At 70.3% G+C, this 14,429-nt stretch carries 14 protein-coding genes; 11 read left to right on the top strand and 3 right to left on the bottom strand.

Annotated features, from left to right (window positions below; translation table 11 throughout):
- The first annotated feature begins 78 nt into the window (after positions 1-78).
- The 9 genes from argC (at position 79) to AB0J87_RS34500 (ending at position 9,184) form a co-directional block, all read left to right on the top strand.
- A complete protein-coding gene (gene argC, locus AB0J87_RS34540; protein ID WP_363972004.1) occupies positions 79-1,101 on the top strand; it encodes an N-acetyl-gamma-glutamyl-phosphate reductase in 1,023 nt (340 codons plus the stop codon).
- Positions 1,098-2,249, top strand: a complete 1,152-nt coding sequence (argJ, locus tag AB0J87_RS34535; protein ID WP_363972002.1) for a bifunctional glutamate N-acetyltransferase/amino-acid acetyltransferase ArgJ — start codon at positions 1,098-1,100, stop codon at positions 2,247-2,249. The genes argC and argJ overlap by 4 nt, the downstream gene beginning before the upstream one ends.
- Positions 2,246-3,118: an acetylglutamate kinase gene (argB, locus tag AB0J87_RS34530; protein ID WP_363972000.1), complete on the top strand. Its 873-nt coding sequence runs from the start codon at positions 2,246-2,248 to the stop codon at positions 3,116-3,118. The genes argJ and argB overlap by 4 nt, the downstream gene beginning before the upstream one ends.
- Complete coding sequence (locus tag AB0J87_RS34525) at positions 3,118-4,284, top strand: acetylornithine transaminase (RefSeq protein ID WP_363971998.1); 1,167 nt, start codon at positions 3,118-3,120, stop codon at positions 4,282-4,284. The genes argB and AB0J87_RS34525 overlap by 1 nt, the downstream gene beginning before the upstream one ends.
- A complete protein-coding gene (argF, locus tag AB0J87_RS34520) occupies positions 4,281-5,201 on the top strand; it encodes an ornithine carbamoyltransferase (protein WP_363971996.1) in 921 nt (306 codons plus the stop codon). Before AB0J87_RS34525 ends, argF begins: the two co-directional genes overlap by 4 nt.
- Entirely contained in the window at positions 5,198-5,704 is a 507-nt protein-coding gene (locus tag AB0J87_RS34515; RefSeq protein ID WP_350727243.1) for an arginine repressor, read from the top strand. The genes argF and AB0J87_RS34515 overlap by 4 nt, the downstream gene beginning before the upstream one ends.
- Positions 5,705-5,743: 39 nt before the next feature.
- A complete protein-coding gene (locus tag AB0J87_RS34510) occupies positions 5,744-6,943 on the top strand; it encodes an argininosuccinate synthase (RefSeq protein ID WP_363971994.1) in 1,200 nt (399 codons plus the stop codon).
- Between the two features lie 91 nt (positions 6,944-7,034).
- A complete protein-coding gene (gene argH, locus AB0J87_RS34505) occupies positions 7,035-8,471 on the top strand; it encodes an argininosuccinate lyase (RefSeq protein ID WP_350727263.1) in 1,437 nt (478 codons plus the stop codon).
- A complete protein-coding gene (locus AB0J87_RS34500; RefSeq protein ID WP_363971992.1) occupies positions 8,453-9,184 on the top strand; it encodes a DNA-3-methyladenine glycosylase in 732 nt (243 codons plus the stop codon). The genes argH and AB0J87_RS34500 overlap by 19 nt, the downstream gene beginning before the upstream one ends.
- On the opposite strand, the gene AB0J87_RS34495 is transcribed toward AB0J87_RS34500, so the two are convergent.
- Entirely contained in the window at positions 9,124-9,411 is a 288-nt protein-coding gene (locus AB0J87_RS34495) for a PH domain-containing protein (protein WP_363971990.1), read from the bottom strand. The genes AB0J87_RS34500 and AB0J87_RS34495 overlap by 61 nt on opposite strands.
- Before the next feature lie 206 nt (positions 9,412-9,617).
- Between AB0J87_RS34495 and tyrS the strand changes: the two genes are divergently transcribed.
- A complete protein-coding gene (tyrS, locus tag AB0J87_RS34490; protein WP_350727247.1) occupies positions 9,618-10,883 on the top strand; it encodes a tyrosine--tRNA ligase in 1,266 nt (421 codons plus the stop codon).
- 123 nt (positions 10,884-11,006) lie between these two features.
- Here the strand turns inward: tyrS and AB0J87_RS34485 are convergent, their stop codons facing one another.
- Complete coding sequence (locus AB0J87_RS34485; protein WP_363971988.1) at positions 11,007-12,470, bottom strand: glycosyltransferase family 39 protein; 1,464 nt, start codon at positions 12,468-12,470, stop codon at positions 11,007-11,009.
- Between the two features lie 412 nt (positions 12,471-12,882).
- Entirely contained in the window at positions 12,883-13,269 is a 387-nt protein-coding gene (locus AB0J87_RS34480) for a PPOX class F420-dependent oxidoreductase (RefSeq protein WP_363971986.1), read from the bottom strand.
- 75 nt (positions 13,270-13,344) lie between these two features.
- Here AB0J87_RS34480 and AB0J87_RS34475 point away from each other — a divergent pair, with 75 nt between their 5' ends.
- The gene (locus AB0J87_RS34475; protein WP_363971984.1) at positions 13,345-13,788 is read left to right on the top strand and encodes a MarR family transcriptional regulator; all 444 of its coding nucleotides are present in this window, start codon (positions 13,345-13,347) and stop codon (positions 13,786-13,788) included.
- Positions 13,789-14,429: the final 641 nt, after the last annotated feature.

Genomic DNA, 14,429 nt, shown 5'->3' with positions numbered 1-14,429 from the left:
TGTCCATCCCGTGAAGTGCATTATCTTCACAGTAAGGTCATGAGCAATGATGCATGAATATGCAGGAGAGAGGGCGGAATGAGGGCAGCGGTCGCGGGGGCCAGCGGCTACGCGGGAGGAGAGTTGCTCCGCCTCCTGCTCGGGCACCCCGAGTTCGAGATCGGCGCGCTCACCGCGGCGTCCAGTGCGGGCAACCACCTGGGCGCCCACCAGCCTCACCTGCCGCAACTGGCCGACCGGATCATCGAGGACACCGTCGCCGACACGCTGGCCGGGCATGACGTCGTCTTCCTCGCACTGCCGCACGGCCACTCGGCCGCCGTCGCCGCCCAGCTCGGCACGGAGACGATCGTCGTCGACTGCGGCGCCGACCACCGGCTCACCGACCCGGCCGCCTGGCAGGAGTTCTACGGCGGCGAGCACGCCGGATCCTGGCCCTACGGCCTGCCCGAGCTGCCCGGCCAGCGGGAGGTCCTGCGGTCGGCCACCCGCATCGCGGTCCCCGGCTGCTACCCGACGTCCGTCCTGCTGGCCCTGTCGCCCGCGTTCGCCGCGGGCCTGGCCGAGCCGGACGTGGTCGTGGTGGCCGCCAGCGGCACCAGCGGCGCCGGCAAGTCGCTCAAGCCCAACCTGCTCGGCAGCGAGGTCATGGGCTCGGTCAGCGCGTACGGCGTGGGCGGCGTCCACCGGCACACTCCCGAGATGGAGCAGGGCCTGTCGGCCGTCGCCGGCGCCCCGGTCCGCGTCTCTTTCACCCCGACGCTGGCGCCCATGAGCCGCGGCATCCTCGCCACCTGCAGCGCCCCGGCCGCGCCCGGCCTCACCAAGGAGGCGCTGCGGACGGCGTACGAGATCGCGCTGAAGGAGGAGCCGTTCGTCAAGCTCCTGCCCGAGGGCACGTGGCCGGCCACCTCCATGACCTACGGCGCCAACACCGCCGCCCTGCAGGTGACGCTCGACGAACGCGCGGGCCGCGTGGTCGCCGTCATCGCCATCGACAACCTCACCAAGGGCACAGCCGGAGGTGCCGTCCAGAGCGTGAACCTCGCACTCGGCCTCCCAGAAGAGCTCGGCCTTCCCCTGACAGGAGTCGCACCTTGAGCGTAACTGCACCACTCGGTTTTCGGGCCGCGGGCATCGCCGCCGGGATCAAGTCCGGCGGCGCCCGTGACCTGGCCCTCGTCGTCAACGACGGGCCCAGCAGGGCCGCCGCGGGCGTCTTCACCGCCAACCGCGTGAAGGCCGCCCCTGTGCTGTGGTCGCAGCAGGTTCTGTCCGGCGGGCGGCTGCGAGCGGTCGTGCTCAACTCCGGCGGCGCCAACGCCTGCACCGGCCCCGAGGGCTTCCAGGACACCCACGCCACCGCCGAGAAGGTGGCCGAGGTGCTCCAGGACTCCGCGGGCGAGGTCGCGGTCTGCTCCACCGGCCTGATCGGCGAGCGGCTGCCGATGGACGCGCTGCTGGGAGGCGTCGAGACCGCCGCCGGCCAGCTCTCCCGCGACGGCGGCCTGGCCGCCGCCGACGCCATCCGCACCACGGACACCGTCTCCAAGATCTCGTTCCGGCGGGGCAGCGGATACATGGTCGGCGGCATGGCCAAGGGCGCGGGCATGCTCGCCCCCTCCCTGGCCACGATGCTGTGCGTGATCACCACGGACGCCGACCTCACCGTCGAGGAGCTCGACGCCGCGCTGCGCAAGGCCACGGCCAGGACGTTCGACCGCCTCGACACCGACGGCTGCATGTCCACCAACGACACCGTGCTCCTGCTGTCCAGCGGCGCCGCCGGTGTCAAGCCGGACCTCGCCGAGTTCGAGCAGAAGGTCCACGAGGTCTGCGCCGACCTGGCCAGGCAGCTCCTGGTCGACGCCGAGGGCGCCTCCAAGGCCATCGCCATCGAGGTCGTCGGCGCCGACTCGGAGGCCGACGCGGTCAAGGTCGGCCGCGCGGTCTCGCGTTCCAACCTGCTCAAGTGCGCCATCCACGGCGAGGACCCCAACTGGGGCCGCGTCCTGGCCGCCGTCGGCACCACCGACGCGGTGTTCGAGCCCGACCGCCTGAACGTGGCCATCAACGGCATCTGGATCTGCCGCGGCGGCGCGGTCGGCGACGACCGCTCCAAGGTGGACATGCGCCCCAGGGACGTGACGATCACGATCGACCTGTCGGCCGGCCCGCACACCGCGACGGTGCACACCACGGACCTGACGGCCGAATACGTCCACGAGAACTCGGCGTACTCCTCGTGAGGTCCCTCAGCGCGCAGGCCAAGGCCGAGTCGCTGATCGAGGCGCTGCCCTGGCTGACCCGCTTCCACGGCGCGACCGTCGTCATCAAGTACGGCGGCAACGCCATGACCGACGAGTCGCTCAAGGCGGGCTTCGCCGAGGACGTCGTCTTCCTGCAGCACGCGGGCCTGCGCCCGGTCGTGGTGCACGGCGGCGGCCCGCAGATCAGCAGCGCGCTCGCCAGGCTGGGCATCGAGTCGACGTTCACCGCCGGGCTGCGGGTCACCACGCCGGAGGCCATGGAGGTCGTCAGGATGGTCCTGGTCGGCCAGGTCAACCGCGACATCGTGGGCCTGGTCAACCGGCACGGCCCGTTCGCCGTCGGCATGTCCGGCGAGGACGCCCACCTGTTCACGGCCGTGCGCAAGCACGCGATCGTGGACGGCGAGCCGGTGGACATCGGCCAGGTCGGCGAGATCATCAAGGTCGAGCCGGGCGCGGTGCGGGCCCTGATCGACAACGGCCGCATCCCGGTCATCTCCAGCGTGGCGCGCGGGGACGACGGGCAGATCTACAACGTGAACGCCGACACCGCCGCGGCCGCGCTGGCCGTGGCGCTCGAGGCGCAGAAGCTGATCGTCCTCACCGACGTCGAGGGCCTGTACGCCAACTGGCCCGACGACACCGACGTGATCGACCAGCTCGACGCCGACGAGCTCGAGACGCTGATGCCGACGCTGTCCAGCGGCATGGTCCCCAAGATGGAGGCCTGCCTGACCGCGGTCCAGGGCGGCGTCCCGCAGGCTCACGTGCTCGACGGCCGCGTGCCGCACTCACTGCTGCTGGAAATATTCACCAATGAGGGAATCGGAACGATGGTGATGCCCTGATGAGCCTGTACAAGAGGTTCGAGACGGCCTTCATGCCCAACTACGGCGTGCCGCCGGTGGCGCTGGCACGAGGCGAGGGCACTCGCGTCTGGGACGTGGACGGCAACGAATACCTCGACTTCATCGGCGGCATCGCGACCAGCTCGCTCGGTCACGCCCACCCCGCCCTGGTCGAGGCCGTCTCCAAGCAGGTCGCCACGATCGCGCACACCAGCAACCTGTTCCTGCACGAGCCCGAGGTGCTGCTCGCCGAGAAGCTCCTCACCCTGCTCAACGCCCCGGGCAAGGTCTTCTTCGCCAACTCCGGAACCGAGGCCAACGAGGCCGCCTACAAGCTCGCCGTCAAGTACGGCAAGCGCGAGGGCCGCTCCTACTTCGTCGCCGCCGAGAACGGCTTCCACGGCCGCACGATCGGCGCGCTGTCGCTGACCGGCAAGCCGTCGATCCGCGACCAGTTCGGCCCGTTCCCGGTCGATGTCCGCTTCGTCCCGTACGGCGACGCCACCGCGCTCAAGGAGGCCGTGACCGGCGACTGCATCGCGGTCTTCCTGGAGCCCACCCAGGGCGAGGCCGGCGTCGTGCCGCCGCCCGAGGGCTACTTCGAGGCGGCCCGCGAGATCTGCGACTCCACGGGCGCGCTCCTGGTCGCCGACGAGATCCAGTCCGCGATCGGCCGCACCGGCCACTGGTTCGCGCACCAGGCCGACGGCGTCACGCCCGACATCCTGACCCTGGCCAAGGGCCTGGGCGGCGGGCTGCCGATCGGCGCGTGCATCGGGTTCGGCGACGCGGGCAAGCTGTTCGCCAAGGGCGACCACGGCTCCACGTTCGGCGGCAACCCGGTCGCCTGCGCCGCGGCCCTGGCCGTGCTCGACAACCTCGATCTCGACCACGTCAAGTCGGCCTCCGCGCGGCTGCGCTCCGGCCTGGAGTCGATGCGGCACCCGCTGCTGAAGGGGGTGCGCGGGCGGGGCCTCTGGCTGGCCACCGTGCTGAGCGAGCCCCGCTCGGCCGAGGTCCAGAGCGCCGCCCAGAGCGCCGGCTTCCTGGTCAACGCCCTCCAGCCGGACGCCGTACGCATCGCGCCGCCGCTGGTGGTCACGGCGGAGGAGATCGACAAGTTCCTGGCCACGTACCCGGCGATTCTCGCGGAGGCGGCCAAGTGACCAGGCACTTCCTGAGGGACGACGACCTGACGCCGGCCGAGCAGGCGGAGGTGCTCGACCTCGCCGCGGCCATGAAGAAGGACCGGTTCGGCTACCGCCCGTTCGAGGGCCCGCAGACGGTCGCGGTCCTGTTCGACAAGCCGTCGGCCCGCACGCGCGTCTCCTTCCACACCGGCATCGGCGAGCTCGGCGGCCTGCCGCTGGTCGTGGACAACGTCTCGGTCCTCATGGGCCGCGGCGAGCCCACCGCCGACATCGCCCGGGTGCTCGACCGGCAGGTCGCCGCCATCGTGTGGCGGACCACCGGGCAGGAGCTCATCGACGAGATGGCCGCCCACTCCCGGGTGCCGGTCGTCAACGCGCTCACCGACGAGTTCCACCCCTGCCAGATCCTGGCCGACCTGCAGACCGTCCAGGAGAGGCTGGGCCGGACCGCCGGGGTCACGCTCACCTACCTGGGCGACGGCGCCAACAACATGGCCCACTCCTACCTGCTCGGCGGGGCCACCGCCGGCATGCACGTGCGCATCGCGGCCCCGGCCGGCTACCAGCCCGACGCGGTCATCCTCGACCAGGCCGCCGCCATCGCCGCCAGGACGGGCGGTTCGGTGATCGCGCTGTCCGACCCGGTGGCCGCCGCCCAGGGCGCGCACGTGATCGCGACCGACACGTGGGTGTCGATGGGCCAGGACGGCAAGGAGGAGCGGATCGCCGCGCTCATGCCGTACCAGGTGAACTCCGAGCTGCTGGAGCACGCCGCGCCCGACGCGATCGTGCTGCACTGCCTGCCCGCCTACCGCGACTACGAGATCACCGCCAAGGTCCTCGAAGGCCCGCAGAGCGCGGTGTGGGACCAGGCGGAGAACCGGCTGCACGCCCAGAAGGCGCTCCTCCACTGGCTGGTGTCCCATCGATGATGATTCCCATGACCAAGGCGGCGCGGCAGGCCAAGATCACCGACCTGCTGCAGCGGCAGGCCGTACGCTCCCAGCCGGAGCTGGCCAAGCTGCTGGCCGAGAGCGGCGTCGAGGTCACCCAGGCCACGCTCTCGCGTGACCTCGACGAGCTCGGCGCGCTCAAGCTGCGCGCCGATGACGGATCCCTGGTCTACGCCCTGCCCGGTGAGGGCGGGGCACGGATCCCGCTCACCCGGCTGGGCACCGGCGAGAGCCCGGCCGCGCGACTGCACCGCATCGCCGAGGAACTGCTGGTCGGCGCCGAGGCGTCGGCCAACCTGGTCATCGTACGGACGCCGCCGGGCGCGGCCCAGTTCCTGGCCTCCGCCATCGACCACGCCGACTGGGAGTCGATCCTCGGCACGGTCGCGGGCGACGACACGATCCTCGTGATCAGCCGCGATCCGGCAGGCGGCCAGGCCGTCGCGGACGCGCTGCTGAGAGTGGCCGACCGGCGCGGCTAGCCCGCCACGTGGCCAAGATCTGATATCCGGAGATATGTAATGTCCGAAAGGGTAGTACTCGCGTATTCCGGCGGCCTGGACACCTCGGTCGCCATCCCGTACCTCGCCGAGAAGATGGGCGCCGAGGTCGTCTGCGTCGCCGTGGACCTCGGCCAGGGCGGCGAGGACATGGCGGCGATCCAGCAGCGGGCCGTCGACTGCGGCGCGGTCGAGTCGGTCGTGGTGGACGCCAAGGAGGAGTTCGCCGCCGACTTCTGCGTACCCGCGCTGCAGGCCAACGCCCTCTACATGGACCGCTACCCGCTGGTCTCCTCGCTGTCGCGCCCGCTGATCGTCAAGCACCTGGTCTCGGCGGCCAAGCGGTTCGGCGGCACGATCGTCTCGCACGGCTGCACCGGCAAGGGCAACGACCAGGTCCGCTTCGAGGCCGGCCTGGCCGCCCTCGCCCCGGACCTCAGGGTCGTCGCGCCCGCCCGCGACTTCGCCTGGACGCGCGACAAGGCCATCGAGTACGCCGAAGCCAGGGGCCTGCCCATCGAGACGTCGAAGAAGAACCCGTTCTCCATCGACCAGAACCTCTGGGGCCGCGCCGTCGAGACCGGTTTCCTCGAGGACATCTGGAACGGCCCCACCGAGGACGTCTACTCCTACACCGACGACCCGGCCCGGCCGCGCGAGGCCGACGAGGTCGTCATCACGTTCGAGCAGGGCGTTCCGGTCGGGATCGACGGGCGGGCGCTGACGCCGTACCAGGTCATCGACGAGCTGAACCGGCGCGCGGGCGCGCACGGCGTCGGCCGGATCGACCTGGTCGAGGACCGCCTGGTCGGCATCAAGTCGCGCGAGGTGTACGAGGCGCCCGGCGCCGTCGCCCTCATCACCGCGCACATGGAGCTGGAGAACGTCACCGTCGAACGCGACCTCGCCCGCTTCAAGCGCGGCGTGGACCAGCGGTGGGGCGAGCTCGTCTACGACGGCCTGTGGTTCTCGCCGCTCAAGAGCGCCCTCGACGCGCTCATCGCCGAGGCGCAGAAGCACGTCTCCGGCGACATCCGCATGACGCTGCACGGCGGCCGGGCCACTGTCACCGGTCGCCGCTCGGAGGATTCTCTGTACGATTTCTCGCTGGCCACCTACGACACCGGCGACACGTTCGACCAGTCGCTGGCCAAAGGGTTCGTCCAGCTGTTCTCCCTCCCTACTAAGATCGCCGCCGCACGGGACGCCAAGAAGGGCTGACGTGCACTATGGTCGCGCCGGAGCACAGGAGCTCGGGGCGAGAGAACGAGGAACGATGCCGACGAGGCCCGAAGCGGGTGCGACCATGGACATGGTCACGAAGGAGACAACGGTGAGTGATGGCAAGCCGATGCGGCTGTGGGGTGGGCGCTTCGAGAGCGGCCCGTCCGACGCGCTGGCCCGGCTGTCGGTGAGCGTGCACTTCGACTGGCGGCTCGTGCCGTACGACCTGGCCGCGTCCAGGGCGCACGCCCGCGTGCTGCACAGGGCGGAGCTGCTGAGCGACGAGGAGCTCGAGCGCATGATCGGCGCGCTCGACGACCTGGAGCGCGCCTGCAAGGCGGGCGAGTTCCGGCCGACGGTCGCCGACGAGGACGTGCACACGGCGCTGGAGCGCGGCCTGCTGGAGCGGCTCGGCTCGCTGGGCGGCAAGCTCCGCGCGGGGCGCTCGCGCAACGACCAGATCGCCACCGACCTGCGCCTCTATCTGCGCGATCACGCACGCACGGTCGTCTCCCGCCTGGTCGAGCTGGAGACGGCGCTCATGGCCCAGGCGGAGCAACACGCCGAGACCGCCGCGCCCGGCATGACGCACCTGCAGCACGCGCAGCCGGTGTCGTTCGGCCACCAGCTCCTGGCCCACGTGCACGCCTTCGCCCGCGACGTCGACCGGCTCACCGACTGGGACAAGCGCGCCGCGATCTCCCCGCTCGGCGCCGGCGCGCTGGCGGGCTCGTCGCTGCCGCTCGACCCGCAGGCCGTGGCTGAGGAACTCGGCTTCGCGGCCGCCGCGCCCAACTCGATGGACGCCGTCTCCGACCGTGACTTCGCGGCGGAGTTCCTGTTCGACGCGGCCATGATCGGCGTGCACCTGTCGCGGCTGGGCGAGGAGATCGTCCTGTGGGCCTCGCAGGAGTTCCGCTGGATCGAGATGGACGACGCCTACTCCACCGGCTCGTCGATCATGCCCCAGAAGAAGAACCCCGACGTCGCCGAGCTGGCCCGCGGCAAGTCCGGACGCCTCATCGGCAACCTGATGTCGCTGCTGACCACGCTCAAGGGCCTGCCGCTGACCTACAACCGCGACCTTCAGGAGGACAAGGAGCCCGTCTTCGACGCGGTCGACACGCTGCTCCTGGTCCTGCCGGCGGTGGCCGGGCTGGTCGCGACCATGCGGGTCAACACCGCCCGCATGGAGTCCTCGGCGCCCGACGGGTTCGCGCTGGCCACCGACCTGGCCGAGCTGCTCGTCCGCCGCGGGGTCCCGTTCCGCGAGGCCCACGAGGCGGTCGGCCACCTGGTGGTGTGGTGCCAGGTCAACGACAAGGACCTGGGCGACCTCACGGACGAGGAGCTGATCAAGGTGTCGGCGCACCTGACGCCCGACGTCCGCGACGTGCTCAACGTGCCCGGCGCCCTGGCCGCGCGCAAGGCCCACGGCGGCACCGCGCCCGACCGCGTCCGCGACCAGCTCGTCGCGCTGCGGGAGGCGGTCGACGCACAGGCGGCATGGGCAGCGGGGATCTGAGCTCCGCCGCGCTGCCGCGGGGTTTCTTCGACCGGCCGTCGCACGAGGTCGCGCCCGAACTGCTCGGGCGCGTGCTCGTGCACGGCCCCGTCGCCGTGCGCCTGACCGAGGTCGAGGCGTACGGCGGCCCCGGCGAGGACCCGGCGGCGCACACCTATCGGGGCAAGACGCCGCGTAACGCGGTCATGTTCGGCCCGCCGGGGCACCTGTACGTGTACTTCACGTACGGCATGCACTTCTGCGCGAACCTGGTCTGCCTGCCCGAGGGCTTCGGCTCGGCCGTGCTGCTGCGCGGGGGCGAGGTGGTGGCGGGCATCGACGAGGCCCGCGCCCGGCGCACCTCCACGGGCAACGGCGTGGCTACGAGCGGCCGGGTGATTCCCGACCGGGACCTCGCGCGCGGCCCGGCAAGGCTGGCCGTCGCACTCGGCCTGCTCCGCGAGCACAACGGCCTCGACGCGATCGCGGATGCCTCTTTCGCGGCCGACCGCCGGCTGACCGGAGTCCCGCATGGAGCCGCGGCCATGCTGGAGGGCCGCCCGGCAGAGGCGGGGTCGATCAGGTCAGGCCCGCGTACCGGCATCTCGACCGCCAAGGACACGCCGTGGCGGTTCTGGATCGACGGCGACCCGACCGTGTCGCCCTACCGCGCTCACGTGCCCCGCCGCCGCAACGCCGCGGCCACCTCGGTGGGAGGGGCATCGAGGTCGTGACGGCTGAAAATGTGCAGGTTGTCGCCGGTGTCGATCTCCAGGAGCTCGCTCCGCCGCCCCCACCGCCTGCTCACGTCGACCTTGACGTCCCGGATCGCCTCCCAGGGCACGTGCCGTTTGCCCGCGAACCCGTGCACCACGGTGATCCCGCTCTGATCGGCCGCCAGCCGTACGGGGGCGATCAGATCGCGCAGCCCCATCCCGCCTACCAGCACGGCTGCCGGCACGGCCAGGATCACACCGCGGACATCGCCGGCGACCCACCAGTAGACGGCGAGCCCAGCACACGCAAGAGCCCCTAAAATCTTGAAAACAGCCAGCTCGCGACGGACCCTCCACATGGAGACAGAGCGTATCCAAGTGGCGGTGAACCCGGGCGATCGGGCACGCTTGCACTATTCAACGTCCAACGTCTCTACGGAAAGCCGGCACCGTGACCGACATTCTCGATGACCTCGCGTGGCGAGGGCTTATCGCCCAGTCCACCGACCTCGACGCCCTGCGCGCGTCCATGGCCAAGGGCCCGATCACGGTCTATTCCGGTTTTGACCCCACCGCTGCCTCCTTGCACGTCGGCCACTTCGTGCCGCTGCTCACGCTGCGTCGCCTCCAGCTCGCCGGGCACCGCCCGATCGGCCTGGTCGGCGGTGCCACCGGCCTGATCGGCGACCCGAGCGGGCGCAACACCGAGCGCTCGCTCAACGCCTCCGAGGTCGTCGCGGAGTGGGTGGAGCGCCTGCGCGGCCAGGTCGGACGTTTCCTCGACTTCGAGGTCCAGCCGAACGCCGCCCAGCTGGTCAGCAACCTCGACTGGACCGGCGAGTTGAGCGCCATCGACTTCCTGCGCGACATCGGCAAGCACTTCCCGGTCAACCGCATGCTCGCCAGGGAGTCGGTCTCCGCGCGGCTGCAGGGGGAGGGGCTGAGCTACACCGAGTTCAGCTACCAGATCCTGCAGGCCAACGACTACCTGGAGCTGTTCCGCCGCCACAACTGCACGCTGCAGATCGGCGGCAGCGACCAGTGGGGCAACATCACGGCGGGCGCCGACCTCATCCGCCGCATCGAGGGCGGGCACGTCCACGCGCTCACCCTGCCGCTGATCACGAAGGCCGACGGCACCAAGTTCGGCAAGACGGCGGGCGGCGCCCTCTGGCTCGACCCGGAGATGACCTCGCCCTACGCCTTCTACCAGTACTTCCTCAACTCCGACGACCGTGACGTGATCCACTACCTCAAGGTCTTCACCTTCAAGACCCGCGAGGAGATCGAGGCCCTGGAGAAGGCCGTCGCCGAACGCCCCTTCGCCCGGGAGGCGCAGCGGACGCTCGCCGAGGACCTCACCGAGCTGCTCCACGGTAAGCAGGAGCTCGACGCGGTCGTGGCGGCCTCGAAGGCGCTCTTCGGACAGGGCGAGCTGGAGGACCTGCCCGCCTCCACGCTGGGGGCGGCGCTGGCCGAGGTGCCGAAGGCCACGGTCCCCGCGCTCGGGACGCCGTTCGTGGACCTCCTGGCCGACAGCGGCCTGGTGGAGTCGAAGTCGGCGGCCAGGCGGGCGGTGAAGGAGGGCGGGGCGTACCTCAACAACGTCAAGATCACCGACGAGGCGTACGTTCCCGGCTCCGAGGACCTGCTGCACGGGCGCTTCATGGTGCTCCGGCGCGGCAAGAAGTCGATCGGCGGCGTCGAGGTCGGCTGACCTTCGCGTGACCTTCGCGGGCTCTTCCCCGTCCGGGGAGGGGCCCGCTTCCATGTGGTACGCCGACCGCGTACTCCGTGAGGTCTTCGTGCGGTGGGTCAGTGGCGGACTCCGTGCGGTGGGTCAGCGGCGGACGAACAGCGCCACCGTCAGCCCCGGCAGATCGGCGGAGTGCTTGGCCAGGCTCAGCTTGAACCCCGCCTTCACCACCTCGGCGACCCGCGGGACCGCGTCACCGTCGAGGCCCGACTGCTTGCTCCCGCGCCACACCACCCACACCCGCTCACGCCCGTCCAGCGCGGCCGCCGCGTCGGGCCGCTCCGGATACCCGAACCCGTCGGGCAAGGGCGCTTCCCCGGTCTTGAGCACGTCGACCGGCATCAAAGAGTCCGTGTAGTACTCGAATCCCGTGCGGAGCTGGCTCTGGCCGTACACGATCGCGTCGTCGGGCTCGGCCTTGATCACGCGCAACGCCCAGGGGATGTTCTCGAAACGGCCGTTCTCCTCGCGCACCGTGACGTGCTCCTGAACGGACAGCGCGCACCCGAGCAGCACCACCACGACCGCGGCCACCACCTGGAACCGGGGCAGGGCCGCCACGGCGAGCCCCGCCAGCAGTGCCAGCGCGGGGGCGGTCACGAACAGGTACCGGTCCACGTAGACGGGGGTCACGAGCTGCGACACGGCGAGCAGCAGCACCGGAGGCAACACCAGCCACCCGACCACCACGAACACCCACACCCTGCCCCCGGTCACCCCGGCTCCGCCGGTTTCCCCGGCCCTGGCCCTGCCGGTTTCTCCGGCCCCGGCTCCGGTTCCGCCGGGTTCCTCGACCCCACGTGGCGCCGCCTTCCACAGCAGCACCGCACCGGCCAGCGCCAGGGCGAACAACATCACGCCCAGCCCGGTCGCCCCCGCCGCCATCTTCGGGAACTTCAGCCACACCTCCGCCCCCCGCTGCGGGATCCAGCTGATCGCATGCCGCTCCCCGAACCCCACCAGCCCCAGCACCGCGGCGGGCACACACCCGACGGCCATCGCCGCCAGCATCGGCACCACCCGGCCCCGGCGCACCAGCAGCAGTTGGGCGGGCAGCACCAGCACCGCGAACAGGTGAGTGGAGCACACGAGGGCCACCGCGACCCCGTACACCACCCACCGCCTGACCTCGGAGCGCTCCACGGCCCGGTGCAGCGCCCAGAACGAGAACACCACCGCGGCCGCCGCGAACGCGTACGACCTGGCGAACGCCCCGAAGTAGGACACCGAAGGCAGGATCGCGAAGACAGCGGCCGCGATCACCCCGGCCCGCGTGCTGTGCAACCGCCGCCCCAGATCGACCAGGAACCAGGCGGCCACGCCGATCCCCACCGCCGACGGCAGCCGCAGCCACAACTCCGCCGTACCTGCCTTCATCCAGAGGTGCATGAACAGGTAGTACGGGAGGAAATGGCCGTCGATGTGCCGGGCCAGCTCCCACATCCCGGCCAGCGAACGGGAAGCGGCGCTGATGGTGGCCAGCTCGTCGCCGTTCAGGGTGGCGGACCCCGTACCTGTGAATGCCGCGATGCCGGCGAGCAAGGACATCCACCATGGGGTGGCTGTACGGAGGCGTTCGGCGGGACGGGCGGGGGGAGCTAGCGTGGCGGCAGTGGTCACCGGGGCAGGATACGCGGGGGGAAGGTCGGGAGTATTCGCGTTCGCCCCTTATGCACTGCGGCCGACTCACGAGCCCAAAGCCCGGCCATCTCACGGCCACGGCCACCACCACTGGCACCAGCCACTCCACGGCCACTACCACCACCGGCACGGCCACCGCCACCAGTCCGGGCCACCCCGCGCTACCCCACGACCACGGGCACCGGCACGGACACCAGGAACCTGCGACGGACGCCTGGGGATGCCTATGAGAGGCCGTCCCCCGCCACCCACGCCCCCAGCCACAGCGATCTCGCTCCCCGAGCGGATCCCCCGAGCGTCGCCAGGGCCGCCCCGACAATCATTGCCGGGTGACGCGTGTCGGCTTCACAACGATCACCACCCGCCGCTCGGCATCCCCAACCGGCCGCTCATACTCCAGGCCGTACCGGTTGGCCAGCACGTCAAAGAAGTCCCCCGAAGGGTCGGGCTCCAGCCGCTCGACCACGCCGCGGATCTCCAGATAGCGATACGGCTGCTCAGGGTCGTTGATGGAGACCGCCACCTGCGGATGCTGCTTGACGTTCCGGTACTTGAAGCGATCCATCGTGGTCGTGAAGCGCAGGTGCTCACCGTCCCAGATCGTCCAGACCGGGTTCACGTTGGGCGTCCCGTCGGCCCCGATCGTCGCCAGATGGGCGAACAGCGGGCGCTTCAGCAGGTCCAAGTGGCTGTCGGGAATGATCACGTCTCTCCTCCAAGGCGTAGATACGCGCCAGGTTATCAAAGCTTTGATAACCATCAATGTTGTACTATTTACGACATGGGGATGCCTGCGGACGAACGCCTCGGCCTGGACATCAAGCGTGCGGAGCAGACCCTGATCGCGGCCAAACAGGCCGCCGTCCGGCCGGCAGGGCTGACCGTGCCCCAGTACGCGACGCTGTTCGCCCTGGCCGACAACCCCGGTATCTCGGGCGCGGCGCTGGCCAGGGCGTGCCTGGTCACGCCCCAGGCCATGACCGTCGTGCTCAAGAACCTAGAGGAACGCGGCTTCATCGAACGCTCCCCGCACCCATGGCATCGAAACGTCCTGGAGACCCGGCTGACCGAGGCCGGGCGTGCGGCGCTGAAGGCGGCGGACGAGCGCGCCGTGGTGATCGAACGCGCGATCGCGGGTGAGTTCAGCGCGGAGGAGCGGGAGCAACTGCGCAGCCTGCTGGCCCGGAGCGCCGAAGCGATCGCCCGCGCCACCCTGGAACTGTGACAGCAAGAGGCCGTCGGGCTGTGCCACCGGGAGGGCCGGGACATGGCTCGCGCCGCGCGGCGGGGATCGTCCGCGACACGCCCCCTGGCGAGGCGATTTGACGTGTCGCGGATTGCGACCTAGTCTTTCAGTTCGCGCCGGGAGTGAGCCGGACGCCGATCAGGCGGACGGGCCCCCGCGCAAGCCCTTTGAAATGACGAGCCACTCGGCAGAGCCGCTTCGGCGCGCTCGGAGTTCGGGTCGTCGTCTGGCGCACGGAGATCACCGAAAAATCGGTTGATTCGACAGGCTCTGGATGACACGGTAAGTTACGAGGGTTGCCCCGGGACGACCGGGGTGCACCATCCTAAGCAAGTCTGAGCAGTTTCCAACAAATCTCCGGATTTGACGGAAATCAACAAGCTCGGTAAATTTTAGGAAAACGCGAGGCACGCCTCCGAGCGAAGGTCGAGAGACTTGAGCGAAGATGTACGCGTCCGTTTCTTGAGAACTCAACAGTGTGTTAAAAGCCAGTGCATGAGATACACATGCATATCCCCGTCATTTATTGACGGAAATTGCTTGGATTCACAATCCAAACGGTAGACATTGTTTGGAGAGTTTGATCCTGGCTCAGGACGAACGCTGGCGGCGTGCTTAAC

Origin of the sequence: Nonomuraea sp. NPDC049625 (assembly GCF_040675285.1) — a bacterium.
Lineage (GTDB): Bacteria > Actinomycetota > Actinomycetes > Streptosporangiales > Streptosporangiaceae > Nonomuraea > Nonomuraea angiospora_A.
Note: the sequence above shows the minus strand (reverse complement) of the source record. Positions and strands in the feature narration are given on the sequence as shown.